The 24,853-nt window shown below is 75.3% G+C and carries 16 protein-coding genes; 8 read left to right on the plus strand and 8 right to left on the minus strand.

From position 1 onward, the window contains the following. Positions 1-3 precede the first annotated feature (3 nt). From ACF061_RS03945 to ACF061_RS03955, 3 genes are all read left to right on the plus strand, one after another. The gene (locus ACF061_RS03945; protein ID WP_392265186.1) at positions 4-1,287 is read left to right on the plus strand and encodes a PP2C family serine/threonine-protein phosphatase; all 1,284 of its coding nucleotides are present in this window, start codon (positions 4-6) and stop codon (positions 1,285-1,287) included. 199 nt (positions 1,288-1,486) lie between these two features. Beyond that, entirely contained in the window at positions 1,487-2,833 is a 1,347-nt protein-coding gene (locus ACF061_RS03950) for a VWA domain-containing protein (RefSeq protein WP_392265187.1), read from the plus strand. 93 nt (positions 2,834-2,926) lie between these two features. Continuing rightward, positions 2,927-4,549, plus strand: a complete 1,623-nt coding sequence (locus ACF061_RS03955) for an FHA domain-containing protein (protein ID WP_392265188.1) — start codon at positions 2,927-2,929, stop codon at positions 4,547-4,549. 13 nt (positions 4,550-4,562) lie between these two features. On the opposite strand, the gene ACF061_RS03960 is transcribed toward ACF061_RS03955, so the two are convergent. Beyond that, positions 4,563-5,558 carry a methyltransferase domain-containing protein gene (locus ACF061_RS03960; protein ID WP_392265189.1) on the minus strand — a complete coding sequence of 332 codons (996 nt, stop codon included), beginning with the start codon at positions 5,556-5,558 and terminating at the stop codon, positions 4,563-4,565. A 192-nt stretch (positions 5,559-5,750) separates the two neighbouring features. Between ACF061_RS03960 and ACF061_RS03965 the strand changes: the two genes are divergently transcribed. The 4 genes from ACF061_RS03965 to ACF061_RS03980 all read left to right on the plus strand — a co-directional run bounded on the left by ACF061_RS03965 (position 5,751) and on the right by ACF061_RS03980 (position 13,804). Continuing rightward, positions 5,751-6,155, plus strand: a complete 405-nt coding sequence (locus ACF061_RS03965; RefSeq protein ID WP_392265190.1) for a globin — start codon at positions 5,751-5,753, stop codon at positions 6,153-6,155. A gap of 186 nt (positions 6,156-6,341) precedes the next feature. Continuing rightward, entirely contained in the window at positions 6,342-9,644 is a 3,303-nt protein-coding gene (locus ACF061_RS03970) for an FtsX-like permease family protein (RefSeq protein ID WP_392265191.1), read from the plus strand. 1 nt (position 9,645) lies between these two features. Continuing rightward, the gene (locus ACF061_RS03975) at positions 9,646-12,435 is read left to right on the plus strand and encodes an FtsX-like permease family protein (protein ID WP_392265192.1); all 2,790 of its coding nucleotides are present in this window, start codon (positions 9,646-9,648) and stop codon (positions 12,433-12,435) included. Between the two features lie 394 nt (positions 12,436-12,829). Continuing rightward, entirely contained in the window at positions 12,830-13,804 is a 975-nt protein-coding gene (locus ACF061_RS03980) for an ABC transporter ATP-binding protein (RefSeq protein WP_392265193.1), read from the plus strand. Positions 13,805-14,198: 394 nt separating this feature from the next. On the opposite strand, the gene ACF061_RS03985 is transcribed toward ACF061_RS03980, so the two are convergent. The 3 genes from ACF061_RS03985 to ettA are packed head-to-tail and all read right to left on the minus strand — an operon-like array spanning position 14,199 to position 17,038. Beyond that, complete coding sequence (locus tag ACF061_RS03985; RefSeq protein ID WP_392265194.1) at positions 14,199-14,957, minus strand: hypothetical protein; 759 nt, start codon at positions 14,955-14,957, stop codon at positions 14,199-14,201. Further along, a complete protein-coding gene (locus ACF061_RS03990; RefSeq protein WP_392265195.1) occupies positions 14,954-15,367 on the minus strand; it encodes an acyl-CoA thioesterase in 414 nt (137 codons plus the stop codon). The genes ACF061_RS03985 and ACF061_RS03990 overlap by 4 nt, the downstream gene beginning before the upstream one ends. A gap of 6 nt (positions 15,368-15,373) precedes the next feature. After that, positions 15,374-17,038: an energy-dependent translational throttle protein EttA gene (gene ettA, locus ACF061_RS03995; RefSeq protein WP_392265196.1), complete on the minus strand. Its 1,665-nt coding sequence runs from the start codon at positions 17,036-17,038 to the stop codon at positions 15,374-15,376. A gap of 324 nt (positions 17,039-17,362) precedes the next feature. Between ettA and ACF061_RS04000 the strand changes: the two genes are divergently transcribed. Continuing rightward, entirely contained in the window at positions 17,363-18,130 is a 768-nt protein-coding gene (locus tag ACF061_RS04000; protein ID WP_392265197.1) for a hypothetical protein, read from the plus strand. Positions 18,131-18,207: 77 nt separating this feature from the next. On the opposite strand, the gene ACF061_RS04005 is transcribed toward ACF061_RS04000, so the two are convergent. From ACF061_RS04005 to ACF061_RS04020, 4 genes are all read right to left on the minus strand, one after another. After that, positions 18,208-19,638, minus strand: a complete 1,431-nt coding sequence (locus tag ACF061_RS04005) for a Cys-Gln thioester bond-forming surface protein (protein ID WP_392265390.1) — start codon at positions 19,636-19,638, stop codon at positions 18,208-18,210. Between the two features lie 268 nt (positions 19,639-19,906). Beyond that, the gene (locus ACF061_RS04010; RefSeq protein WP_392265198.1) at positions 19,907-20,443 is read right to left on the minus strand and encodes a single-stranded DNA-binding protein; all 537 of its coding nucleotides are present in this window, start codon (positions 20,441-20,443) and stop codon (positions 19,907-19,909) included. Between the two features lie 396 nt (positions 20,444-20,839). Further along, on the minus strand, positions 20,840-23,002 hold the full coding sequence (locus ACF061_RS04015) for a GTPase (protein ID WP_392265199.1): 2,163 nt from the start codon (positions 23,000-23,002) through the stop codon (positions 20,840-20,842). Between the two features lie 3 nt (positions 23,003-23,005). Next, the gene (locus ACF061_RS04020) at positions 23,006-24,610 is read right to left on the minus strand and encodes a dynamin family protein (protein WP_392265200.1); all 1,605 of its coding nucleotides are present in this window, start codon (positions 24,608-24,610) and stop codon (positions 23,006-23,008) included. Positions 24,611-24,853 lie beyond the last annotated feature (243 nt).

Raw genomic sequence — 24,853 nt, forward strand, 5'->3', positions numbered from 1 at the left:
TTGATGTCCCAGATGCACCAGCAGGCCGCCCTGTCGAACTGCCCGAGCTGCGCGGAGCCGCTCGAGTCGGGCGACCGTTTCTGCGGCGCCTGCGGTTACGACCTGTCCACGGTCGCCGCGCAGTCGCCCGACACGCCGACGCTGAGGATGGGTCACGGCGCGGTGCCGCGCCCGTCCGCGCCTGCCGACGGGGGCGCGGAGGGCGCCGGGTGGCCGCAGCCGCCGCAGCCGCCGCCCGCGCACCAGGCGGCGCGGCCGCAGGCGTCGCCGGGCCCGGGGGTGCGCTTCGACCACCCCGCGGAGCCCGAGGAGTACCCGTTGCAGGCGCCGGACCCGCGGCAGGCCGCGGAGGCCGTCGCCCCGGACGCCGGCGCCGCGGTCTGCGTGGCGTGCCGCGCGGGCCGGGTCGACGGCGACGGCTACTGCGAGAACTGCGGGCACGCGCAGCCGCGCGAACGCGACCACATGGAGCGGGAGGCGGGCCCGTTGGCCGCGGTCAGCGACCGGGGTCTGCGCCACCACCGCAACGAGGACGCCTTCGCCATCGGCTGTGCCGCGCTGCCCGACGGCTCGCCCGCCACCGTGGCGATCGTCTGCGACGGGGTGTCCTCCGCGACCCGCCCCGACGAGGCCTCACTCGCCGCCTCCCGGACGGCGAGCGAGTTCCTGCTGGCCGCCCTGCCCCGGGGCACGCACCCGCAGCAGGCCATGCACGAGGCGATCGTCGCCGCGGCGCGGGCGGTCGACGCGCTGGCCGAGGAGCCCGCGGGGGCCCGTGAGCACTCCCCGCACCAGAACGCGCCGGCCTGCACGCTCGTCGGCGCCGTGGTCACCGGCGGGCTGCTGGTCGTCGGCTGGGTCGGCGACAGCCGCGCCTACTGGGTGCCGGTGGACCGCGCCGCGCCGGCGGCCCGGCTCACCGAGGACGACTCCTGGGCCGCGCAGATGGTCGCCGCGGGCCTGATGAGCGAGGCGGAGGCGTACGCGGACGAGCGCGCCCACGCGATCACCGGCTGGCTCGGCGCGGACGCCTACGAACTGGAGCCGCACACCGCGTCCTTCGAGCCGGACCGGCCCGGTGTGGTGGTGGTGTGCACGGACGGGCTGTGGAACTACGCCGAGACGGCCGGGGAGATGGCCGAGGCCCTGCCCCCGGACGCGGCCGTGCGTCCGCTGCACAGCGCCCGGGTGCTGGTCGGCCACGCCCTGGACGGCGGGGGCCACGACAACGTAACAGTGGCCCTCGTGCCGTTCCCGGTCCCGCCGCAGGGGGCAGGATCGGCCTGAGGGAAAGCGACGCCCGGGCACGTGATGGGAGCCGGGGCGGGGGTCTCTCGTCCGGACCGGGCCGGATCGGCGGGCCCTGAGTGATCCGGCGACAGACCCCGGGCCTCACCACGGGGAAGCTCCAGGGACCGGAGGGGACCGGTCCGTTCGCAGTCGTCAGCCCCGCTCGGCGGGGTTCCGGAGGGGGATCTGGTAGGCAATGGCCAATTTCTCGAAGTCCAGCGCGCCGCGGTTCTCGATGGACGTGTACCAGAACGAGTACCTGCCGGAGGGCGGCCGGGAGGTCAACGCCATCGTCACGGTGAAGGCGACCGGCGGAGGCACGATCGGGAGCGCGGTCTTGGCGCCGCGCCTGTACACGTCCGATCAGGGGCCGTCCGCCGCGGTGGCGGTGATGGTGGACTGCTCGGGTTCGATGGACTACCCGCCGACCAAGATGCGCAACGCCCGTCAGGCCACGGCCGCCGCGATCGACACCCTGCGCGACGGCGTGCACTTCGCGGTGATCGGCGGCACGCACGTGGCCACGGAGGTCTACCCGGGCGGCGGCCGGCTGGCGGTCGCCGACGCCACCACCCGCGAGCAGGCCAAGCAGGCGCTGCGCAGGCTCGGCTCGGGCGGCGGCACGGCCATCGGCACCTGGCTGCGGCTGGCCGACCGGCTGCTGTCCTCGGCCGACGTCACCATCCGGCACGGCATCCTGCTCACCGACGGGCGCAACGAGCACGAGTCGCCCGAGGACCTCAGGGCGACGCTCGACGCGTGCGCCGGGCGCTTCACCTGTGACGCGCGGGGCGTGGGCACCGACTGGGAAGTGAAAGAAGTCACAGGGATCGCCTCCGCGCTGCTCGGCACCGCCGACATCGTGGCCGACCCCGCCGCGCTGGCCGCCGACTTCACCCGGATGATGGAGACGGCGATGGGCAAGGAGGTCGCCGACGTCGCCCTGCGGGTATGGACCCCGGTCGGCTCGACGATCAGGTTCGTCAAGCAAGTCGCCCCGACCGTGGCCGACTTGACCGGGCGTCGTACCGAGGCCGGCCCGCGCGCCGGGGACTATCCCACCGGCTCCTGGGGCGACGAGGGCCGCGACTACCACCTGTGCGTCGAGGTGCCGGCCGCCGACGTCGGCCAGGAGATGCTGGCCGCCCGGGTCTCCCTGGTGGTCCCGCAACCGGACGGAACGGCGCAGAACCTGGGCGCCCAGGGCCTGGTACGGGCCGTGTGGACCGACGACATGACCGCCTCCACCTCCATCAACCCGCACGTCGCCCACTACACCGGTCAGGCCGAACTGGCACAAGTCATCCAACAGGGCCTCGACCTTCGCAAAGCGGGCGATGTGGAGGGAGCCACGGCCAAACTGGGACGGGCGGTCCAGCTCGCCGACGTCTCGGGGAACGCGGATACTGCGAAACTGCTTGCGAAGGTGGTGGACGTGGTCGACGTCGCGGCAGGTACTGTGCGACTGAAGGCGAAGGTCGCGGAGGCCGACGAGATGACTCTCGAGACACGGTCCACAAAGACTGTTCGTGTAAAGAAGTGACGCAGGACCACAGCCACAGACAGCGAGCCCGGCCCCTCGGGGTGGGAGAAATCCGGTCGCCACGACCGGAAAAGGAGAGGGGGAAGCGCCGACATGCCGACCTGCCCGAACGGACACCAGTCGGGTTCCGACGACTGGTGCGAGGTCTGCGGTCACCGCATGGCCGGTGCCGTGCCGCCTCCTCCTCCCCCGCCGCCCCCGGCCGGCGGCTACGGCTTCCCGCCCGCACCGGGCCCCGGCGCGCCCGGTGGTCCGGGGGGTCCTGGCGCGCCCGGTGGTCCGGGGGCGCCCGGTGGGTTCGGTGGTCCCGGGGCGCCCGGCGGTCCCGGCGGTCCCGGCGGGTTCGGTGGTCCGGGGGCGCCCGGTGGCCGTCCGCACCCGTCCGCGGCTCCCGGTTCCGGGCCGGAGCTCTGCCCGCAGTGCCGCACGCCCCGTGAGGGCGGTGCGCCGTTCTGCGAGGAGTGCCGGTGGAACTTCCTGACGAACACGGCCACCTCCTACACCCCGGCCGCTCCGCGCCCGCAGGCGCCCGGTCCGGGCGGTCCCGGTGCGCCGGGTGGTCCGGGCGGTCCCGGTGGTCCGGGGGGCGGCGGCCCGGGTGGTCCCGGCGCTCCCGGACCTGGGCCCCGTTTCCCGCAGCCGCCCAGTCCGCCCTACGGCGGCGGTGACCCCTACGACTACCAGGGCTCCCGGCCGTCCCAGGTCAACCGGCCGGCGGAGCCGATCCCGCCGGCCCCGCCGTTCGGCGCCGAGCCGCACGGCCGCCCCGGCGGTCCCGGCGGCCCCGGTCCCTTCGGCGGTCCTCCCGGCCCGCCTCCCGGGCCCTCCGGCTTCGGCCCCGACCCGTCGCGGCCGGTCCCGCCGCCGCCCGGCCCGACGCCGCCGCACGGCGGCCCGGGCGGTCCCGGCGGTCCGGGCGGCCCCGGTACGCAGGGTGGCCCCGGTGCGCCGGGCGGTCCCGGTCGTCCCGGCGGTCCCGGTGGCCCGGGCGGTCCCGGCGCCGGGCCGGGGGGCGGCTACGGCTACCCCCAGGCCGGTGCCACGCAGGCCCCGGCCCCGTTCCCGCAGGAGACGAACCGGCCGCACCCCGGCGGCCCGTCCTTCGGCGGTGACGACGACTGGGTGATCTCCCCGCCGTCGTCCACGGGCCCCGGCGGCACCGGCGGTCCGGGCGGTCCCGCAGGCCCCGGGCCGGGTGGCGGCTACGGCTACCCGCAGCCCGGTGCCGGGCAGGGCGGCTACGGCTACCCGCAGCCCGGTGCCACGCAGGCCCCGCCCGGACCTCCGTTCCCGCAGCAGCCGCAGCAGCCGGCCACGTGGACGGCGACGATCGGCCCGGACCGCGAGTACTTCATGGCGATGATGCACCGCTCGGGTCCGGAGGCCGCGGGTCTGAACCTGCCCGCGTACTCGCCCGAGCAGCAGCGCGCGCTCACCGGCAACCAGGTCACCATCGGCCGCCGCCGGCACTCCACCGGCGACACCCCCGACATCGACCTGTCGGTGCCGCCGGAGGACCCGGGTGTCTCGCACCAGCACGCGGTGCTGGTCCAGCAGCCCGACGGCAGCTGGTCGGTGGTCGACCAGAACTCGACCAACGGCACGACGGTCAACGGCTCCGAGGAGCCCATCCAGCCGTTCGTGCCGGTGCCGCTGCGGGACGGCGACCGGGTGCACGTCGGCGCGTGGACGACGATCACCGTCCGGCGCGGCTGAGTCGTGGCGCCGGTCAGTCCGGGAGGGGCCAGGCGTACGGCCCCTCCGGGTCGTCCAGCCACGCCCAGGCGTGCTCGCCGCTCACGGTGATACCGAAGCGCTCGCGCTCCGGGCGGCCCTCGCGCCGCCACAGCTCGTACGCGTCCCGCGCGTCCACGCGGCTGCGGGTCAGGGCGAGCAGGAAGCGGAACAGCTCGTCCTCGCGGGCCCGCGCGGGAAGCCCGTCCAGCCGCGGCGCCGGCGCCTCCGGCCCGCCCGCGCCGCGCAGCGGCACGAAATAGGCGGGAGTGTCCAGGAAGGGGCCCTCGGCGTGCGCGGCGTCCCGTACGGTCAGCGCGGCCAGGCCGGTGGCGATGGGCGTCAGGATCCGCGCGCCCGGTGAGCACTGGGCGATCCAGGCCCGCGGCACCGAGGGCAGCGCGCAGGTGGCGACGATCCGGTCGAAGGGGGCGCGTTCGGGAACCCCGCGGGCGCCGTCGCCCGTGACGACGACCGGGCGGTACCCGGCGGCCGCCAGGTGCCGGCGCGCCGACTCGGTGATCTCCGGTTCCAGGTCGACGCTGGTGACGAGGTCGTCGTCGCCGAGCCGGTGGGCGAGCAGGGCCGCGTTGTATCCGGTGCCGGCGCCGATCTCCAGGACCCGGTCGCCGTCGGCCACCCGCAGCTCGGCCAGCATCCGGGCCATGAGGGAGGGCTGGCTGCTGGAGGAGACCAGTTCCCCGTCGCGCAGCCGCGTGGCCAGCGGGGTGTCGGCGTAGGCGCCGCGCAGCCAGCGCTCGCGCGCCGTCCGGTCCGGGCTCTCGCCCCACCGCCGCTCGTAGCCGCCGGGGCCGGCGACGTAGTAGTACGGCACGAACAGGTGCCTCGGCACCGCCGCGAACACCTCCCGCCACACCGGGTCGGCAGCCCAGGCCCCGCTCGCGTCGATCTCCCGTACCAGCGCCGCCCGCGCCGCGGCGGCCAGCCCGGCCCAGCCCTCGTCGTCCCTGCCGTCGCCGTGCGTGCCCATGACTCCACTGTGCTGCGCGATCCGCCGCGTGGCGAGCACCGCCGTCCGGCTCCGCCCGGTGGACCTAAGTCCGGAGTCCTCCGCCCGGCCGTCTGAGACCATGGACGGGTACCGCGAATCCCGGGGACGGCCCCCGGGCCCCGGCCGAACAGCCTCGGGGCGGACCGGAACGACATTGTGAGGCAATCCAACGTGACCGAGATCCGGCGCGGCACGCTTCCGGAGCAGACGTTCTACGAGCAGGTCGGCGGGGAGGAGACGTTCCGCCGGCTCGTCCACCGCTTCTACGAGGGGGTCGCCGGCGATCCCGAGCTGCGGGCCATGTATCCGGAGGAGGACCTCGGTCCGGCCGAGGAACGGCTCCGGCTGTTCCTCATGCAGTACTGGGGCGGTCCGACGACGTACAGCCAGCGGCGCGGCCATCCGCGGCTGCGCATGCGCCACGTGCCCTTCACGGTCGACCGGGCCGCGCACGACGCCTGGCTCCGGCACATGCGGGTCGCGGTCGACGAGCTCGGCCTGTCCGAGGAGCACGAGCGGACGCTGTGGAACTACCTGACGTACGCGGCCGCGTCGATGATCAACACCGCCGGCTGACCGACTGACCCGTCACGCCCGTCACGCCCGTCACGCCCGTCACGCCGGCTGAGTCCCGCATTCCGGTCGCGCGACGCCGGATTTCGGTCACGATCCGATCAAGTTCGGTAAAGAGACGCTTACTCGTGGCCCCTCCGCTCTGACAGCATCACCCGGAGGTCCGGACGACCACGGGGGGGGAGCCGGGTGGGGGGATTCACGGGGTTCGTGCTGTCGCGGGCGCGAGCGCACCGGCTGCTGCTGGCCGCCGCGCTGGTCACGGTCCTGCTCACCACGGCGGTGCTGGCGACCCTCACCGCGTACTCGGGCGCGATCGGCGACGCCGCGCTGCGCCACTCCCTGCGGGATCCGCGCAACGCGGCCGACGCGACCCTGGTCGTCCAGAGCGAGGCGGCGCCCGACTCACGCCCCGCCCTGGACGCCGCCGTGCGCGAACAGTCCCGCGCGGCCTTCGGCGGACTGCCCGTGACCGTGCGCACGCTGGTCAGGTCCGGTCCGTACGCCCTCCCCCGCTCGCTGCGGCCCGCCGCCGAACTCCCCCGCACCCGAAGTGCGGGCGCCCCCGGCGAACCGGACCTGACGTACTTCGCGGCCCTGGACCCCGGACAGGTACGGCTCGTCACCGGGCGGCTGCCCCGGTCGACGGCGACGGGCGACCTGGAGGCAGCCCTGCCCCAGACCGCCGCGCGGCGCCTCGGCCTGGAGCCGGGCGCCCGGTTCACCCTCACCGACCGGCTCGGCGGCCCGGCGGTCGGCGTCCGGATCACCGGGCTGTACCGGCCCGCCCACGCCGACGCGCCGTACTGGCGGCTGGACGACCTGGGCGGCCGCGGCATCCGCAAGGTCGGCTTCACGATGTACGGGCCGCTGCTGGCCGACCCCGGTGTCCTCACCGGGACGAGGGTGAGCGCGGGACCGGCCGCGTGGCAGGCGTCGGCGGACTTCTCCACGCTGACGACCGGGCGGATCGGTTCTCTGCGGGACACGGTCCGCGAGGCCGCCGGGGCCCTGCGCAGGACGACCGCGACGGACAGCGCGCCCGAGGTGACGACCTCCCTGCCCGCCGGCCTCGACCGGACCGACCGCTCGCTGCTCGTGGCCCGCTCGACCCTGCTGGTGGCCGCGCTCCAGCTGACGTTGCTCGCGGCGTACGCCCTGCTGCTGGTGGCCCGGCTGCTGAGCAGCGAACGCGCCGCTGAGACCCGGCTGCTGCGGGCGCGCGGCGGCTCCCGGGCCCGGATCGCGGGCCTCGCCGCGACGGAGGCGCTGCTGCTCGCCGTGCCCGCCGTCGTCTGCGCCCCGCTGCTGGCCGGACCGCTGACGCGGCTGCTGGCCGGGCAGGGCGCCCTGGCCCGGATCGGCCTGCACCCGGACGTCCCGGCGACCGGACGGCCCGGGGTGTGGCTGGTGGCGGCCGGCGTGGCGCTGGGCTGCGCGCTGGCGGTGACCCTGCCCGTGCTGACCTCTTCGTTCGCGGTCGCCCGGCGGGCCCGGACGCTGCCCGCGCCGCTGCGGGCCGGCGCGGACCTGGGGCTGCTGGCGGTGGCCGCCCTCGCGTACTGGCAGCTCGACCGGCAGCCCTCCGGCGCGGTCGGCGGCGACCGGACGGGGACGCTCGGCATCGACCCGCTGCTCGTCACCGCGCCCGCGCTCACCCTGCTGGCCGGAACCGTGCTGACCCTGCGGCTGCTGCCGCCGGCCGCCCGGCTCGCCGAGCGCCGGGCGGCCGGCGGACGCGGACTGCCGGCGGCGCTGGCGGGCTGGCAGTTCAGCCGCCGCCCCACGCGCGGCGCGGGCGCGGTGCTGCTGCTGGTGCTCGCCGTCGCCCTGGGCATGCTGGCGATCGGCCAGGGCGCCTCCCGGGACCGTTCGCAGGGCGACCAGGCCGACTTCACCGCGGGCGCGCCGGTGCGGGTGCTCGCCGCCGGCGAGGGAGAACTGGGCCGCACCGGCCAGTACGCGGCCATGGCCCACGTACGCGCTGTCGCGCCCGCCGCCCGGAGCACGCTCGCGCTCTCCGGCGACCGCACCGCGACCGTGCTCGCGCTGGACACGGCGCACGCCGTCGGTTCGGTGCTGATGCGCGGCGACCTGGCGGACGAGCCGGTGCGGCCGCTGCTGGCGGGGCTCACGCCGAAGGGCGCGGCCGTGGGGGCGAAGGTACCCGCGGGCACGGCCCGGCTGCGGCTGACGGCGGCGCTGCGCGGTTCGGCGGCGGCGGTCGGCGTGGCCGTCACCCTGGAGGACCGGGACGGCGTCCCGTACCGCACGCCGGCCGGCCCGCTGTCCGCCGACGGCCGACCCCACCCGCTGGACCTGGACCTGCCCGCCGGAACGGGACCGCTCACCCTGACCGGCCTCGACCTGGAGGTGGCACAGCCCGTCGACCGGGCCGAACGGCACCGTCTCACGGTGTTCGGCGTCGAGGCCACGGGAGCCGACGGGACGGCGCGGCGGCTTCCGCTGCCGACCGCCTGGACGGCGGTCTCGACCGGCGGCGACACGGCCGCCTCGGCCGGCGCCGGCACCGTGCCGACCCGGCCGGAGGTCGCCTCGTCCCGTCCGCTGACCGTCGCCTACGGCACCGGCTACCTGCCGCACCAGCGGGCTCGGGGCGCGTCCTCGGCGAGCGTGAGCGTGCGGTTGCGGGCCGTCCAGCCCGCGCAGCCGGAGGTCCGGGCGGTGGCGACCGACGGCTTCCTGGCCGCGGCGGGCGCCCGGCCGGGACAGCGCATGGACGTGATGGTCGCCGGCCAGAACGTCCCAGTGCGGATCGTGCGTGCGGTGCGGGCGCTGCCGACCACGGCCCGCGGCGTGATTCCGGGCGACTCCGTGGACGCGGCGCACGACGGCGGCGGCCTGCTGATGGACCTGCGGTCGGTGAACCGGCTGCTGCAGTCCCGCTACGGCGTGAGCGCGGCGCCCACCGAGTGGTGGCTGCGCACCGACGCCCACCGCGCGGCGGACGTCGCCGCGGCGCTGCGGTCACTGCCCGACGTCGATCCGGCGCAGGTGGTCGTCCGGGACGAGATCGCCGCCCAGCTGCGCGACGACCCGTTCGGCGCCGGGCCCGCGGCCGCGTTCACCGCCGCGGCCGTGGTCGCGGCCGCGCTGGCCGCACTCGGTTTCGCGGTGAACGCCGCCGGGGCGCGGCGCGAGCGGGACGCCGAGTTCGCCGTGCTGCGGGCGCTGGGCGCCCCGCGCCGCCAGCTGGCCCGGATGCTCGCCGCCGAGCAGGGCGTGCTGGTGGCCGTGGCGTTGGTGGCCGGCGCGGCCCTGGGCACCGTGCTGACCCGGGCCCTGATCCCGCTGATCGTGCTGACCGGACAGGCCGCGAAACCGGTGCCGGCGGTGCTGGTCGAACTGCCGCCGGGCCGGGTGGCCCTGTTGCTGGCGGCCATCGCCGCCGCGCCGCTCCTCGTCACGGCGGCGCTGACCCTGCGCCGTTCCGAACCGGCGGTGTCCCTTCGAGACCGCGGAGGTGAGTGAGGTGAACTCCGTCGTCGCCGGCTGGGTCCGCGTCCGGCTGCGGACCGCGCCGGGCGCCGCTGCCGCCCTCGCCCTGCTGGTCGCGGTGACCGCGTGCCTGGCCGCCGCCTTCCCGCTCGCGCTCGACCGGTACGAGGACGCCGGCCTGGCGCGCGCCGTCGGCCGCGCGACGCCGGCCCGCACCACCCTGTCGGTGGTCGCCGACGCGCCCGACGCCCGGCTCACGCCGCGGCAACGGGAGCAGTCGCTGCTCCCGCCCGCGCTGGGCCGCCAGTTCACCGGCGTCCTCGGCGCCGTACCGCGGCCGCTGGCCACCGACCTCGACCAGTCCTCGTACGGCGTGCTGAACAGCAACGACCTCGCGGTCTTCGACCGCTGGATCCCGCAGCCCAGCGGACTGCCCGCGAAGGTGCGGCTCGTCGCCCAGCACGGTCTCGGCGAGCACTCCTCGGTGCGCGCGGGCCGGCTGCCGCGGGCCAGCGGCGTCACGGCGCGGACCACCGTCGTGGAGGCCGCCGTGTCGGTGGCGACGGCCAGGAGCCTGCGCATCGAGGTGGGCTCGGTCATCCACGTGCCCACCGCCGCGTCGGGCCCGGCGCTGTCCGTCCGGGTCACCGGCATCGTCGCCCCGCGCGGGCCCGGCGGCGCCTACTGGGCGGCCAAGCCGCTGATGAGCACCCCGGCCCTGATGGAGGTCCCCGCGCCCGAACTCAACCCGCCGAAGTACTGGCTGGGCGCCCTGCTCCTGCCGCCCGAGGCGGCCCCGGCCCTGCTGGGCACCGACGGGCGGCCGGTGCGCTACTGGCAGCCGGCCTTCGGCGCCGGCGCCCTGCACGCCCGTGACCTGGGGCGGCTGAAGTCGGCCATCGCCTCCCTGGAGTCGGGGCCGGGCCTGGCCCAGGTGCGCTCGGTCACCGATCAGACCGCGCGGGCGGGCACCGACCTCGACGACATCCTCGGCGAGTACGACCGCCTGCGTTCGGGAGTCGGCCCGCTGGTCTCGGTCGCCGTCGTCGGTGGCGCGGCCGTCGCCGTCGTCGTCCTGCTGATGGCCGGCGGTCTCGCCGTCGACCGCCGCCGCGCCGAACTCACCCTGCTGCGCGCCCGCGGCGCCTCGCTGCGCGGCCTGGCCGGCCGGCTGCTGGCGGAGACCGCGGTCGTCGCCGTGCCCGCGGGGGCGCTCGGATGCGGCGCGGCCCTGCTGGTCGTGCCCGGGGGCCGCCCCACCTCCGCGATCGCCGCCGCGATGGCGGTCACGGCCGTCGCCTGCGCCGCGCTGCCCCTGCGCGCGGCGGCCGCACACCGCGCGGTCCGCCTGCACGGACCCCGCGAGGACACCGTGTCGCACCGTCCGTCCCGGCGCCGTACGGTCGCCGAGCTCACGCTGCTGGTGATCGCCGCGGGGGCGGTGGAGGCACTGCGGCGGCGCGGTGTCTCGGGCGGCCCGGCGTCGACGGGGGCGACGGACCCGACGGACCCGACGGGGGCGACCGCGGCGGCGGGACCGTCCGGGGACCAGCTGGTGTCACTGGCGCCGGTGCTGGTGGGCGTGATCGCGGCCCTGGTGCTGGTCCGCCTGTACCCGCTGCCGCTGCGCCGGCTGATGGGCCCGGCCGGCCGGTTGCGCGGGCCGGTGGGCCATCTCGCGCTGGCCCGCGCGGGCCGTACGTCCGTCTCCGCGACGCTGCCCCTGCTGGCGCTGCTGACCGCGCTGACCACCGCCGCCTTCGGCGGCTCCGTCCTGGCGGGAGTGGCCGACGCCCGGGACCGCACGGCCCTGCTCGGCGTGGGCGCCGACGCCCGCGTCGAGGTGGCCGACGCGCTGTCCGCCGAGTCGGTCGGCCGGGTCCGCCGTACGCCGGGCGTGCGCGGGCTCACCGAGGTGGGCGTCGACTATCAGGCCAAGGCCGGCGCCCACCTCACCCAGACGCCGCTGGCGGGTGTCGTCCCCGCCGACTACGCGGCGCTCGCCGCCCGCACCGGGGTCGGCGCGTTCCCGGCGCAGCGGCTGCGGCAACCGGCCGCCGGCCGCGGCACCCCGCTGCCGGCGCTGGCGTCCCCGTCGGTCGCCGGCACGTACGGCACCCGGCCCTTCCCCGTACGACTGGGCGACGGCACCACGGTCACCGTCCGGATCGCGGTCGTCCGGGACCGGACGCCGGCCGTCCCCGGCGCCGACTTCCTGGTCGTGGACCGGGCCGGGCTGAGCGGCGGGGCCGCCCGGCCGAGCACCCTGCTGCTGACCGGCGACCACCTGGACGCGGACGCCCTGCGCCGGGCGGCGGGCAGCTCCGCCACCGTGCACCTGCGGTCCGTCGAGCGGGCCCGCTACGTCGACTCGCCCCTGCAGTCCGGCGCCGAGCGCATCTACACCACGGCGGTCGCGGCGGGCGCGGGCTACGCGGTGCTGGCCCTGCTCCTCGCCCTGCTGCGGGCCGCCCCCGAGCGGACCGCGCTCCTGGCCCGGCTGCGCACCATGGGACTCACCCGGGCCCAGGGCCGGCGCCTGCTCGTGCTGGAGTCCCTCCCCCAGGCGCTTCTCGCCGCGGCGGGCGGCGCGCTGACGGGCTGGGCGACCATCCGGCTCCTCTCCCCCGGCATCGACCTGACGGCCATCGCCCTGCCCCCGGCCACGGCCTCCGGCGGGAACGCGCTGCGCACCGATCCGCTGTCCCTCGCCCTGCCCTCGGCGGCGGTCCTGCTGCTGACGGTGGGCATCGCCGTCGGACAGGCGTGGTGGACGAGCCGGAGGGGCTCGGTGCGGGAACTGCGGGCGGGGGACGGCGGATGAACCGGGAGGCGCGGCCGATCCGCCCCAGGCCCCGAACCCGCCCGGTCCGCCCCGGCCCCGACGATCACCGCACGGCCCACCCCGTCCGGAGCGAGCACCCGGGACGCCCCTGCCAGGGCCACCCTGACCACTTGGGTCACTGGGACCACCGTAATCACCCGAGCCGCCAGAGCAACCCGCGTGGCCCAGGTGACCCGGTCGGCTCCCCCGGCCTCGCCGGTCACCGTACCCGCCGCGACCGCCGCGTCCCCCGCGACCGCCGCGTCCCCCGCGACCGCGGTGTCCCCCGCGACCGTCACGCCCCTTGCGCACGCCGTGGCCGCCACGACCTTCGCGTGCGCCCTGGCCGCCACCACCCTCGTATGCGCCGTAGCCGCCGTGCAGGAGCCCCCCGATGACGCAGAAGACGAAGACGACGAACGCCACCCTCGCCGACCTGGCCCGGCGCGCCACCGCGGACCGCACCCGGCCGGCCTACGGACACGACGCCCTGATCAGCTGCGACCGTCTGGTCCGCATCTTCACCGCCGACGGAGTGGAGGTGCAGGCTCTCCAGGGCCTGGACCTCCTGGTCCGCGAGGGTGAGCTGCTGGCGCTCGTCGGCGCCTCCGGCAGCGGCAAGTCCACCCTGATGAACATCCTCGCCGGTCTGGACACGCCCACGGCCGGCGCGGCCCGGGTCGGCGACCACGACCTGCTCGCCATGACCGCGAAGGACCGGCTCCGCTACCGCCGCGAAGTCGTCGGCTTCGTCTGGCAGCAGACCTCCCGCAACCTCCTGCCGTACCTGACCGCCGCGCAGAACGTCGCCCTGCCCATGCAACTGTCCGGCGACCGGGGACGCACCCGCCGCGCCCAGGCCGACCGCGCGCTCGAGCTGCTGCGGCTGCTGGAGGTCGACGACTGCCGCGAACGGCGCCCGCACCAGATGTCCGGCGGCCAGCAGCAGCGGGTGGCGATCGCGGTGGCCCTCGCCAACAACCCTGCCCTGCTGCTCGCCGACGAGCCCACCGGCGAGCTCGACTCCCACACCGGTGAGCAGATCTTCGCCGCCTTCCGCACGGCCAACGAACATCTGGGCACCACCATCGTCATCGTCACCCACGACCAGGCGGTGGCCGACGAGGTCCGCCGCACGGTCGCCATCCGCGACGGCCGCACCTCCACGGAGGTGCTGCGCCGCAGCGAGGTGGACGCGGCGACCGGTGACGAGCGGGTGGTGAGCCGTGAGTACGCCATGCTGGACCGGGCCGGACGCCTGCAACTGCCCGCCGAGTACACCCAGGCCCTCGGCATGCGCGACCGGGTGGCGCTGGAGCTGGAGCCGGACCACATCGCGGTGCGCCCGGACGACAGCGAACAGCACTGAACGGCCCCGGCCGACGGATCCGGCCCGGGGCGCCGGCGAACCCGGCGGAAGGGCACGGGCACCACGCGTCGGAGGAACGCGGGCGGACCGGCATGGAAACGCGCCGGCCCGACCGAGGACACGGACACCACGCGCCGCGGGAGCCGGCCGGGGAGCACGCCGACCCGACCGAGGACCGGTGCGAACGAGCCGGACAGCGAAAGCGGATCCGGCGGACGCTTCAGGGATTCCGGCGGGGCGACCGGAGGACCTCGGCGCGAAGCCGAGGACGACGGCGGAAAGCCGAGAACGACGGCGGAAAACCGAGAACGACGGCGGAAAACCGAGGACGACGGCGGAGGACTCTAACGGCCCCGGCCCCCGGCCCGCGTTTCGACGTCTGACGAAGCGCGGTTCAGCGGACGCTGACGCCCAGCGTCCCGAGCCCCGCCTGCCGCACGGCGATCGACCCGTACGGCGTACGCAGCCGCAGCCAGGCCCCGGAGGAGAAGAGCACGGGCCCGCCTCCGGCCCCGGCCTCTTCCGGCGACCCGGACCCGGGTACGGCCGACGAGGAGCCCCCGGGTACGGCCGCGGTCGTCGCGGGCCCGGCCGACGGGGCGCGCAGGAACCCCAGCGACTGCGCCGCGTGCACGGCACGCACCGGCAGCCGGGTCTCCCCGACCGTCCGGGACCAGATCTCCCGGCCGATGCGGTCGAGTTCCGCACGGGTGCGCCGCTCGTCCGGCAGCCCCCGCGTACGCGAGCGGAACTCGGCGACGGCGGCGGAGAGCACCGCGCGCAGGGCGTCCGCCGCGGGCAGGCCGGGCTCCGGGCGCCAGCCGCCGCGCGGCGGCAGCACGCCCGCCCAGGGCGGACCGGTCACCGCGGCCGGAACGGCGGCCGTGGCCGCCGTGTCGTCGACCGACTCCAGGAGATCGCCCGCGGAGACGGTCACGTCGAGGGTGACGTCCAGCCCGTCCTCGTAGGGCTTGGCCAGGCGCACCGTGCGCACCGCCAGCACCTCGAAGGACGTCGGCCGTCCGAACACCGCGAGCGCCGTGCCCGCCGCCTGCAACCGCACCGCGGCGGCCCGGTCGTAGTGGAGCAGCCGGGAGAGGAAGGCGGCGAGGTCCGCCGCCTCCGTGTCGTCGGCGAGGTGGAGGACCGTCATGCGGCGACGGCCTCCTCCTCGCTGTCGTCCATGTACTCCTGGAGGAACTTCCGCTCCTCCTCGGTGATCCGGCGCGGCCGCTGCGTCTCGAAGTCGAACGGCACGATCACCGTCGAGGCCCTGACGTAGATCGTGTCGCCGTCCTTGACCTCGTAGCCGAGGGTGAAGGAGGCCGCTCGGACCTGCGTCACCCACAGCTCGATGTCCACCGGCGCGTGCCGGTGGACGAGCTGCCGCTTGTAGTCGATCTCGTGGCGTGCCACCACCGACCCCTGCCGGAAATCCTTGTCCGGGCGGAACAGGAAGTCGATGCGCGCCTCCTCCAGGTAGCGGAGGAACACCACGTTGTTGACGTGGCCGTACGCGTCCATGTCCGCCCAGCGCAGCGGGCAGCGGTAGGTGTGCCGCAAGATCGATCAGCCCCGGGTCAGCTTCTTGTAGGTGGCGCGGTGCGGACGCGCGGCGTCCGGGCCGAGCCGCTCGATCTTGTTCTTCTCGTACGACTCGAAGTTGCCCTCGAACCAGAACCACTTCGAGTCGCCCTCGTAGGCGAGGATGTGCGTCGCCACTCGGTCGAGGAACCACCGGTCGTGGGAGACGACCACGGCGCAGCCCGGGAACTCCAGCAGGGCGTTCTCCAGGCTGGACAGGGTCTCGACGTCGAGGTCGTTGGTGGGCTCGTCGAGGAGCAGCAGGTTGCCGCCCTGCTTGAGGGTGAGCGCCAGATTGAGCCGGTTGCGCTCGCCGCCGGAGAGGATGCCGGCTGGCTTCTGCTGGTCCGGGCCCTTGAAGCCGAAGGCGGAGACATAGGCCCGGGACGGCATCTCGACCTGGCCGACGTTGATGTAGTCGAGCCCGTCGGAGACGACCTCCCACAGCGTCTTCTTGGGGTCGATGTTGGAGCGGCCCTGGTCGACGTAGGAGATCTTGACGGTCTCGCCGACCTTGATGTCGCCGGTGTCCGGCGTCTCCAGGCCCTGGATCATCTTGAACAGGGTGGTCTTGCCGGCGCCGTTGGGGCCGATGACACCGACGATGCCGTTGCGGGGCAGGGTGAAGGACAGGCCGTCGACGAGGATCTTCTCCCCGAAGCCCTTGTGCAGGTCGTTGACCTCGACGACGACGTTGCCCAGGCGCGGGCCCGGCGGGATCTGGATCTCCTCGAAGTCCAGCTTCCGCATCTTGTCGGCCTCGGCGGCCATCTCCTCGTAGCGGGCCAGACGCGCCTTGGACTTGGCCTGCCGCCCCTTGGCGTTGGAGCGCACCCACTCCAGCTCTTCCTTGAGCCGCTTCTGGCGCTTGGCGTCCTTCTGGCCCTCGACCTTCAGCCGGGCGGCCTTGGTCTCCAGGTACTTGGAGTAGTTGCCCTCGTAGCCGTGCAGGCGGCCGCGGTCGACCTCGCAGATCCACCCGGCGACGTTGTCCAGGAAGTACCGGTCGTGGGTGACCGCCACGACGGTGCCCTCGTACTTGGCCAGGTGCTGCTCCAGCCAGTTCACGGACTCGGCGTCGAGGTGGTTGGTGGGCTCGTCGAGGAGCAGCAGGTCGGGCTGCTCGAGCAGCAGCTTGCACAGCGCGACCCGGCGGCGCTCACCGCCGGAGAGGTTGGTGACGGGCCAGTCGCCGGGCGGGCAGCCCAGGGCGTCCATGGCCTGCTCCAGCTGGGCGTCGAGGTCCCAGGCGTTGGCGTGGTCGAGCTCCTCCTGGAGCTTGCCCATCTCGTCGAGCAGGGCGTCCGAGTAGTCGGTGGCCATGAGCTCGGCGATCTCGTTGAACCGGTCGAGCTTGCCCTTGACCTCGGCGACGCCTTCCTGGACGTTCTCCAGGACCGTCTTCTCCTCGTTCAGCGGGGGCTCCTGGAGCAGGATGCCGACGCTGTAACCGGGCGACAGGAACGCGTCACCGTTGGAGGGCTGCTCGAGCCCCGCCATGATCTTCAGCACGGTCGACTTACCGGCACCGTTCGGGCCGACGACGCCGATCTTGGCACCCGGGAGGAAATTCAGGGTGACGTCGTCGAGGATCACCTTGTCGCCGTGCGCCTTGCGCGCCTTGCGCATGGTGTAAATGAACTCAGCCAAGAGAAACCGTCCGGCAGCTTGAATCTGGCAGTGGGCAGATACACCCCATCTTGCCTGACCGCCACCCCTGGACGGAAACCCATGCGGTCCGGGGCCTGTGATCTAAGGTTTCTCCGGGCGGGGCTCGGCTCGCCCGGCACTGCCGGTCACCGTCGGTCGGCCTCGGACACCCTCGCACGGCCCAGGGGCGGCCCCAGCGGCTGTCGGCTCGGCGCGGTCCGCACCCGTTCCCGGGCGGCCGGATCAAGGCCCCGCCGCACCGGGTAGGGTGGCGATCTTCGGTCGGCGGAAGCCGTACGGAGTCCTTGAAGGCCCGGGTACATCATGCGTCCCGCCGACCATCCCGCCCGCCGCCGCCTCAGCGCCGCCCTGGACCGACTTTCCCTCACCTTCCGCGGCATGACCGCGGGTCCGGACGAGCACAACTGCGAATGCCACTGGGGCAGTGCGCAGGAGCTCTCCCTTCTGAAGACGCCGGACGTGGAACTGGAACCGGACCTCCTGCGGCGGACCTGGCAGGCCGTCGACTGGGACGATCACGCGGCCGTGCTGCGCCGTATCCTGCCGCAGTTCGCCAGGGCCCTGGTCACCGGTCGCGCGGAGACCGTGTTCGGACTGGAGGAGGCCGGACACTCCTTCGCCCGCGGCCGCTGGCAGCGGTGGCCCGACGATCACGCCGATCCGGTACGCGAGTTCCTGCATGCCTGGTGGGAGCAGAGCCTCACCGATCCGGACGCCGCCGTCCCGGCGCACCAGGTCTTCGTGATGTGTGCCGAGGCGTCCGGGACGCTCGGCCCCTGGCTCGCCGACTGGGAGAAGCAGACCGGGCACCTCAGTGACCGACGTCTCGCCGAGGCGGTCGCGGAATGGGAGTACGAGCTCCTGGGGGACGGTCTGCCGTGGCGCGTCGGCTGGTACGAGGACGACGAGGAGGGGACGCGCGCCGAACTGGTCGCCTGGCTCCTCCGGCATGCTGCGGTGCGGCTCCGTGAGTCGGGCGCATCGGCGGATCTGCGGCACCGGATACGACTGCTCGGACTCACCGGCGAGGACCGCTGGACGGATCCGCACTGGCCCAATCACCGCTACTGACGGCCGGCGGGTACGACGGCTCCCGTGGCCGCACGCCGCGGGGCGGCGAGCCCGGTGCCGCTGCCGGGCCGGCCGGCTCAGTCCTGCGTCGCCTTCTTCTTGCGGACGATGCTCAGGGCCGTGGCGCCCAGTACCAGGAGGCTCAGGCCGGTGGCGGCGATCAGCGGGGTGGTGTCGGTGCCGCCGGTCTCGGCCAGGTTGGTGCCCTCCGGGACGGCGCCCGCCATCGCCGGGGTGGGTTCGCCGAGCATCTGGGTCTTCGTGCCGATCCCGCTGCCCTGGACCTTGCAGTCGAGGACACCGGTGAACCGTTGCGCGTGGCCGCCGGGGCCGGTGATCGTGAAGTCGTATGCCTGGTCCTCCTGGAGCGGGACCGTGACCGTTCTGGCGGTGCGGGCCGGGACGCTGTGGTCGGTGCCCATCAGCGCGAAGGCGAATGCCTCGTCGCCCTTGTTGACCACTCTGATGTCCAGGCCGCCCTCGGCGCAGTCCTTGGCCGCGGACAGGGCCGGTATCGCACCCTCCGCGGCCCAGGTGGCACGGGCGGTCGCGGAGACCGTCGACTCGCTGGACCCGGCCAGGATCTGGGTCTGGCTGCGGCTGTCGGAGGTGAAGGCGCGGCCGACCGGCACGATGGTGGAGGCCTGGACGGTCAGCTGGGCCGAGCCGCTCGTGCTGCCCGACGCGCGGGCGGCGTCGCCGTCGGCGGCCTTGGGCACCTCGAAGTACAGCCGGCTGCCGTCCTTGGCGGACGTGACCGGCTTGCCGTTGCGGCCGACGATCCGGACTCCGTCGGCGGCGTCCGCCGGCGGTGTCACCGTGACGCCGCCCGCGTTGGTGTGCACGGTCACCGGGCCGAGCCGTTCGCCGGGGCGGCCGGAGACGGCGGGCGGGTCGAGGGTCAGCGAGGCCTTCGGCTCGGCCAGGTCGCCGGCGCTCTTCTGGAGGTAGTCCGCGAGCTTCTCGGCCCTGGGGTCGACGGCGTCGACGCGCGCGCCGTCGGAGTAGCGCCAGATGGCCACCTGGGTGCCGGCCGCGGCGTCCTGCTCGGTGAGGCTCCCGACTCCCGCCTTGGCGGCGAGTGCCGCCAGGTTGTTCACCTGCGGGTAGGAGTGCTGAAGGATCCAGCGGATCCTTCCGGCGTTCCTGTTGGCGGCGAGCGAGGTACCGCTCCAGGCCGTCTCGCGGTACTTGGCGTCCCGCTGCGTGGGATTGTGCAGGTCGACGCAGTACGTCTGAAGTGTGCCGCCGCCGTCCACGGACATCTCGAACAGGCCCGCGGACACCTGGCGGTCCCCGCCTGCGTCATGGATGACGGCGGCGCCGTACGTCTTCAGGCCGCCCATGGTGGCGGTGGCCCCGCCCTGGCTCTGCCCTCGCCCGTCGGCGGCGGCCGGGCCGGCGGCGGCCAGCACACCGGCGACGACCAGTCCGGAGGCCAGGGTCACGGCGGCCAGACGGCACGCCCCTCGCCCGTGCGTGGACGGCGCGGAGTACGAAGCACACACAGAATTCCCCTTCGAGCAGGACCGGTTGGCGTGGGGGTGCGGTCCCACCAGCAGAATCTCCAGGCTCATGGAGCCACGTCCGGCATCCTAGGGATCTTGCGCACCACGGTTCTCTGTCACATCGTCAGACGACTGATCCGAATCGGAATCGTTATCGCCAAGTACCGCCCACGAGGCGGGCGTGTCGACAAAACCACCGGTGTGGCCCGGGGTGGGTCCGTGGTCGATCCGTGGTCCGGCGGGCCGGTGGGCCGGCCGGCTCCTCGCCTCACGTCACCGCGGCCGGTTCCCGCTGCTGTCGGGGGACGGTGTCCGCGGCCGGTGTCTCCCAGGCCGGCTCGGGCCGGGCCGGCCCGACGGGCACTGCCGGTCCAGCGGACACCCCCGGTCCAGCGGACACCCCCGGTCCGGCGGCCGCCGCCGGTCCGGTGGCCGCCGTCGGCTCCTGCCGGCCGGAGCGACGGAAGGCGGCCGTCCCGCGCGACAGGTCGTGCCCGATGGCCACGGCGTCGATGTCCGCCCAGGTCCGGGTGTTGCCGTCACGGGTCTCCGTACGCACCTTCAGCCGGCCCTGCACGACGACGGGGTCCCCCACGTTCAGCGACGCCATGGTGTTCGCGGCCAGCTGACGGTTGGCCCACACGGTGAAGAAGTTGGTGTGCCCGTCCGCCCAGGCGTTCTTCTCGCGGTCCCAGTAGCGCGAGGTGACCGCCAGCCGGAACCTCGTCGACGCGCCCGACCCCGGATCCCGGAACATCGGCTGCGTCGCCACGTTCCCCACCGCGCAGATCATCGTCTCGTTCATCACAGAACCCCTCCCTCGTCCGGCCGTCCGGGCCGGGCGGGCATGCGCACGGGCCCGTCCCGTACGGCTTCGTCCGCCGCGTGCCGACCGCGTCCGTCGCGATCGCCGCGGAACCAGACTGCCGCCGCCGGGCCGGGCCCGCAGAGCCCTGTGGACCACCGTCCGCCTGTGGACAACTCCCTCACCCGCACGGGTGGCGTCGCCCTCCGTCCCCCTCGAACCGGCGCCTCGGCCGGCGAGACCGATGGGGCCGGCCGGAGCGGTGGGGCGAGCGGTACCGGCCGGCAACGGGTCCGCCGGACACCGGGAGGGCCGACGGAGCGCTCCTCCCCTCCGCCGGACACCGGGAGGGCCGGCGCAGGGCTCCTCCCCTCCGCCGGCCCTCCCGCTCCCCCGTCACCGCGTCCCCGCCCCTTTCACCCGTGCGTACTGCTCCCTCACCTCCCGGTAGCGCAGCAGCTCCGCCGCCACCGGGTCCAGGACCCGGGCGCGGCCGCAGCCCGCCGCCGCCTCCCGCAATCGGCGCTCCGCGTCCTGGCCGTACCGGCGTGCCGGTCCGCGCGCCGCGATCCGGCAGCTCCACTCGACGATCGGCCCGCCGACGATGCCGGCGATCATCAGCAGAACCGGCACCCAGAGGTTCGGCGCCAGCACCCCGGCGATCTGACCGACCAGCCAGAGGCCGCCGACGACCTGGAGGATCGTCATCGACGCCTGCGCCAGGACCGCCGCCGGCCACCAGCCCGGCCGCGGCGGCCGCCCGGGGGGCAGCCCGGCGCGTGCGGCCAGTTCGTCCAGTGCCTCGGGCAGGCCCTGGGCTCCGCGCACCGCGGCCTCGCGGACCGCCTGCGCCCACGGCGCCGGCAGGCCGGCCGAGGCCCGGTCGGCCACCGTGCGCACCGCCTGTTCGACGCGCTGCCGCGCGGTCGCCTCCTCGTCCGGCTGCGCGCGCACCGGCAGCCGGCCGGTGGGCGGTTCGCGCCGGTCCTGGTACCACCGCCACAGCCGCAGCCAGGGAGTTCCGCACGCCCGGCCCGCGTTGCGCAGCCAGGCGCGTTCGGCCGCCTCGCCCGCGGCGACGGCGCCCACCGCGTCCGCGAGCCGGGCCGCGAACTCCTCGCGCGCCTCCTCGCTCAGGCCGGGCCGCCGCCGCGCGGCGTACACGGGCCGCAGGCGGTCCGCCGCGGCGTCCACGTCGGCCGAGATCCGCCGGGCCGCCGCGCCGCGCTCGGCCACGAACTGCCCGAGCGCCTCGCGCAGCTCGCCGGTGCCCTCCCCGGTGAGCGCGGAGAGCGCGAGCACGGTCGCGCCCGGCTCGCCGTGCTCGCCGAGGGCGATCCCGTCCTCGTCGAGCAGTCGCCGCAGGTCGTCGAGGACCTGGTCGGCGGCCTCCCCCGGCAGCCGGTCGACCTGGTTGAGGACGACGAACATGACCTCCGCGTGGCCCGCCAGGGGGCGCAGGTAGCGCTCGTGGAGGACGGCGTCGGCGTACTTCTCCGGATCGACGACCCAGATGACCGCGTCGACGAGCCCGAGGATGCGGTCCACGTGCTCACGGTGCTGCACGGCGGCCGAGTCGTGGTCGGGCAGGTCCACCAGGACCAGGCCGCGCAGTTGCGGGTCGGCGTCCGGGCCCTGCACGGGACGCCTGCGCAGCCGTCCCGGAATGCCCAGCCGGTCGATCAGGCTCGCCGCGCCGTCGCTCCAACTGCACGCGATGGGCGCCGCGGTGGTCGGCCGGCGCACGCCGGTCTCCGAGATGGCCACTCCGGCCAGGGTGTTGAAGAGCTGCGACTTGCCGCTGCCGGTCGCGCCCGCGATGGCGACGACGGTGTGCTGCCCGGAGAGCCGGCGCCGGGCAGCCGCCTCGTCGAGGACCCGGCCCGCCTCGGCGAGGGTGCGGGGGTCCAGCCGGGTGCGGGACAGGCCGACCAGTTCGCGCAGCGCGTCCAGCCGTGAGCGCAGCGGGCCGTCGTACGCGAGGGGCGGCGCGGGCAGCGACCTGGTGACACGGGGCTCCACGGGGACGACGAGCTCGGCGGCGGCGGTCTCGGTGACCCGGCGCGCGATCAGCCCGTCGTCCCAGACCCCCTCGGGCTCCGTGTTCCCGCGGGCGTCCCCGTCGTGCCCACGCGCGTGGCGGTCACCGTCCGGCACACGCGCGTGGCCGCGCTCGGGCTTCACCAGCGCGCGGTCCGGTCCGGTCCGTGGACGGCCGTCGCCCGGCGCGGCGGCGCCCGGTCCGGCAGCGGCCCGGGGGGAGCGGTCCGGCCCGGGACGCCCGGCACCGCCGTGGGCCCTGGCGCCGGGGGCTCCGGCGCGGCGGGCACTTCCGGCGCCGCCGAGGCCACCGCCGCCGACGGGGCCGTCGGCGCTCTCGGCGGTCTTCGGCTCCCCGCTCCCCGCGGGACGCTCCGCGCCCGCTCCGCGCGGGCCGCCGTCGGCTCCCTCGGCGCTCGCGGTTCCCTCCGCGTCGAGTGCGCCCCGCCCGTCCGCGTCGGCCGTGCCCTTCGTCCGGGCGGTGTGTTCCGTTTGGTCCTGATCAGTGACGGCGGTCACCGGTCACCTCTCCTTCAGCAGTACGGACAGCGCGGCGATGAGTTCGGCCTGGGGCTCCGGCTGCACCTCGAGGGCGTCGAGCGGGGCCAGCCGGCGCTCCCGTTCGACGTGCATCACCCGGTCCAGGTAGTCGGCGAGCAGCCGCCCGGCACGGTCGCGCAGCCGGAGCGCTCCGTGGGCGCCGATCCGCTCGGCGAGCCCCTCGCCCGCGGAGCGCGCCCGTCGGCCCCCCAGCAGTCCGGTGGCGGCCAGCGCGGCGACGACCTCGGGGTCCGGCGCGACACTCCGGTCCAGCTCGCGGACCTCGTCCTCGGCGTACTCCTCCAGCTCCCGCCGCCACCGCCGCACGGCCAGCCCGATCCGGTGCTCGGCGCTCTCCACCGAGGGTTCGCGGTCACCGAGTCCGGGGGCGTTCGCGGCGGGTTCGCGCCGCCAGGCGTCGTCGACACGCTCGTCGGCGGCGGTGACGGCGCACAGCAGCAGCGCGCCCAGGCTCTCCACGAGCGCGTCGAGCAGTTCGCCGGCGGTGCAGTCCAGCGGGAAGGCCCGCCACCGCTTCAGGGCGTCGCCGGCGAGCACCGCCCCCGCCTGGAGCCGGCCCCGCACGCGCGCGTACTCGCCGTCGTAGGCGCCGTCCACGGCCGCGGTGAGCCGCAGGGCCGCCGAGTACTGCGCCGCGGCGGCGCTGGCCAGCTCGGGCATCCGGGACTTCAGCGAGTCCAGCAGGCCGTGGGCGGTGCGGGCCGTCACCGACTGCCGGGCCGCCGGGTCCTGCGCCTGCTGGGCGAGCCAGGCGCGCAGCGGCGCCACGGCGGTGGCGGGCAGCAGTCCGCCGCCCCAGGCCGACTCGGGCAGTTCGGGCACGGTGAAGCGCGGTACGTCGCCGAGCCCGGCCTTGGTGAGCAGCGCCCCGTACTGCCGGGAGACCTCGGAGACGACCTGGTGCGGCACCCGGTCCAGCACGGTCACCAGCGTCGCGTCGTAGTCCTTGGCGGTGCGCAGCAGGTGCCAGGGAACGGCGTCGGCGTACCGGGCGGCCGTGGTGACCATGACCCAGATGTCCGCGGCGCAGAGCAGCTCGGCGGCCAGGACACGGTTGTCGGCGACCAGCGAGTCGACGTCGGGGGCGTCGAGCAGGGCCAGGCCGGGGGGCAGCGTCTCGACCGTCTCCACGCGCAGCAGGCGCGGGTCGTCGTCGGGCGGCGGCGGGTCGTCGCCATTGCCCTGCTGGGGCTCCCAGACCCGCGTGAGGCCCGGCAGCACGCGCATGCCGCTGAACCAGTGGTGGTCCTCCGGGTGGCACACCAGCACCGGGGTGCGGGTCGTCGGGCGCAGCACTCCCGCCTCGCTGACCCGCCGTCCGACGAGCGAGTTGACGAGGGTGGACTTCCCGGCGCCGGTCGATCCACCGATGACGGCCAGCAGCGGCGCGTCGGGGTCGCGGAGCCGGGGCACCAGGTAGTCGTCGAGCTGGGCGAGCAGTTCGTCGCGGTTGGCACGCGCGCGTGGCGCTCCCACGACGGGGAGCGGAAAGCGCGCGGCGGCGACACGGTCGCGCAGGGCGGAGAGTGCGTCGAGCAGCTGAGGCCGTACGTCCAAGGTCACCACATGTGCAGAATGCCCAATTTTGAGGGAATTCTGAAGCATATGAGCATGTCTGCGTGCCGACTGACAGAAGGGACGGAAGGGATCAGTGGGGCGAGGGCACAGTCCAGGCATAACGAGTGCACAACACCCGGTGCGCGAGGCGCGAAAAGCGATGCACGATTCGTACCTGCCTGCGATTATCGGGATCGCTTCACTGAACCTCCACACTGAGCCACGGAGGCGAAGCGACAGGGACGAGGACCC

The sequence above is a fragment of the Streptomyces sp. NPDC015220 genome, from assembly GCF_043079345.1.
Taxonomy (GTDB): Bacteria; Actinomycetota; Actinomycetes; order Streptomycetales; family Streptomycetaceae; genus Streptomyces.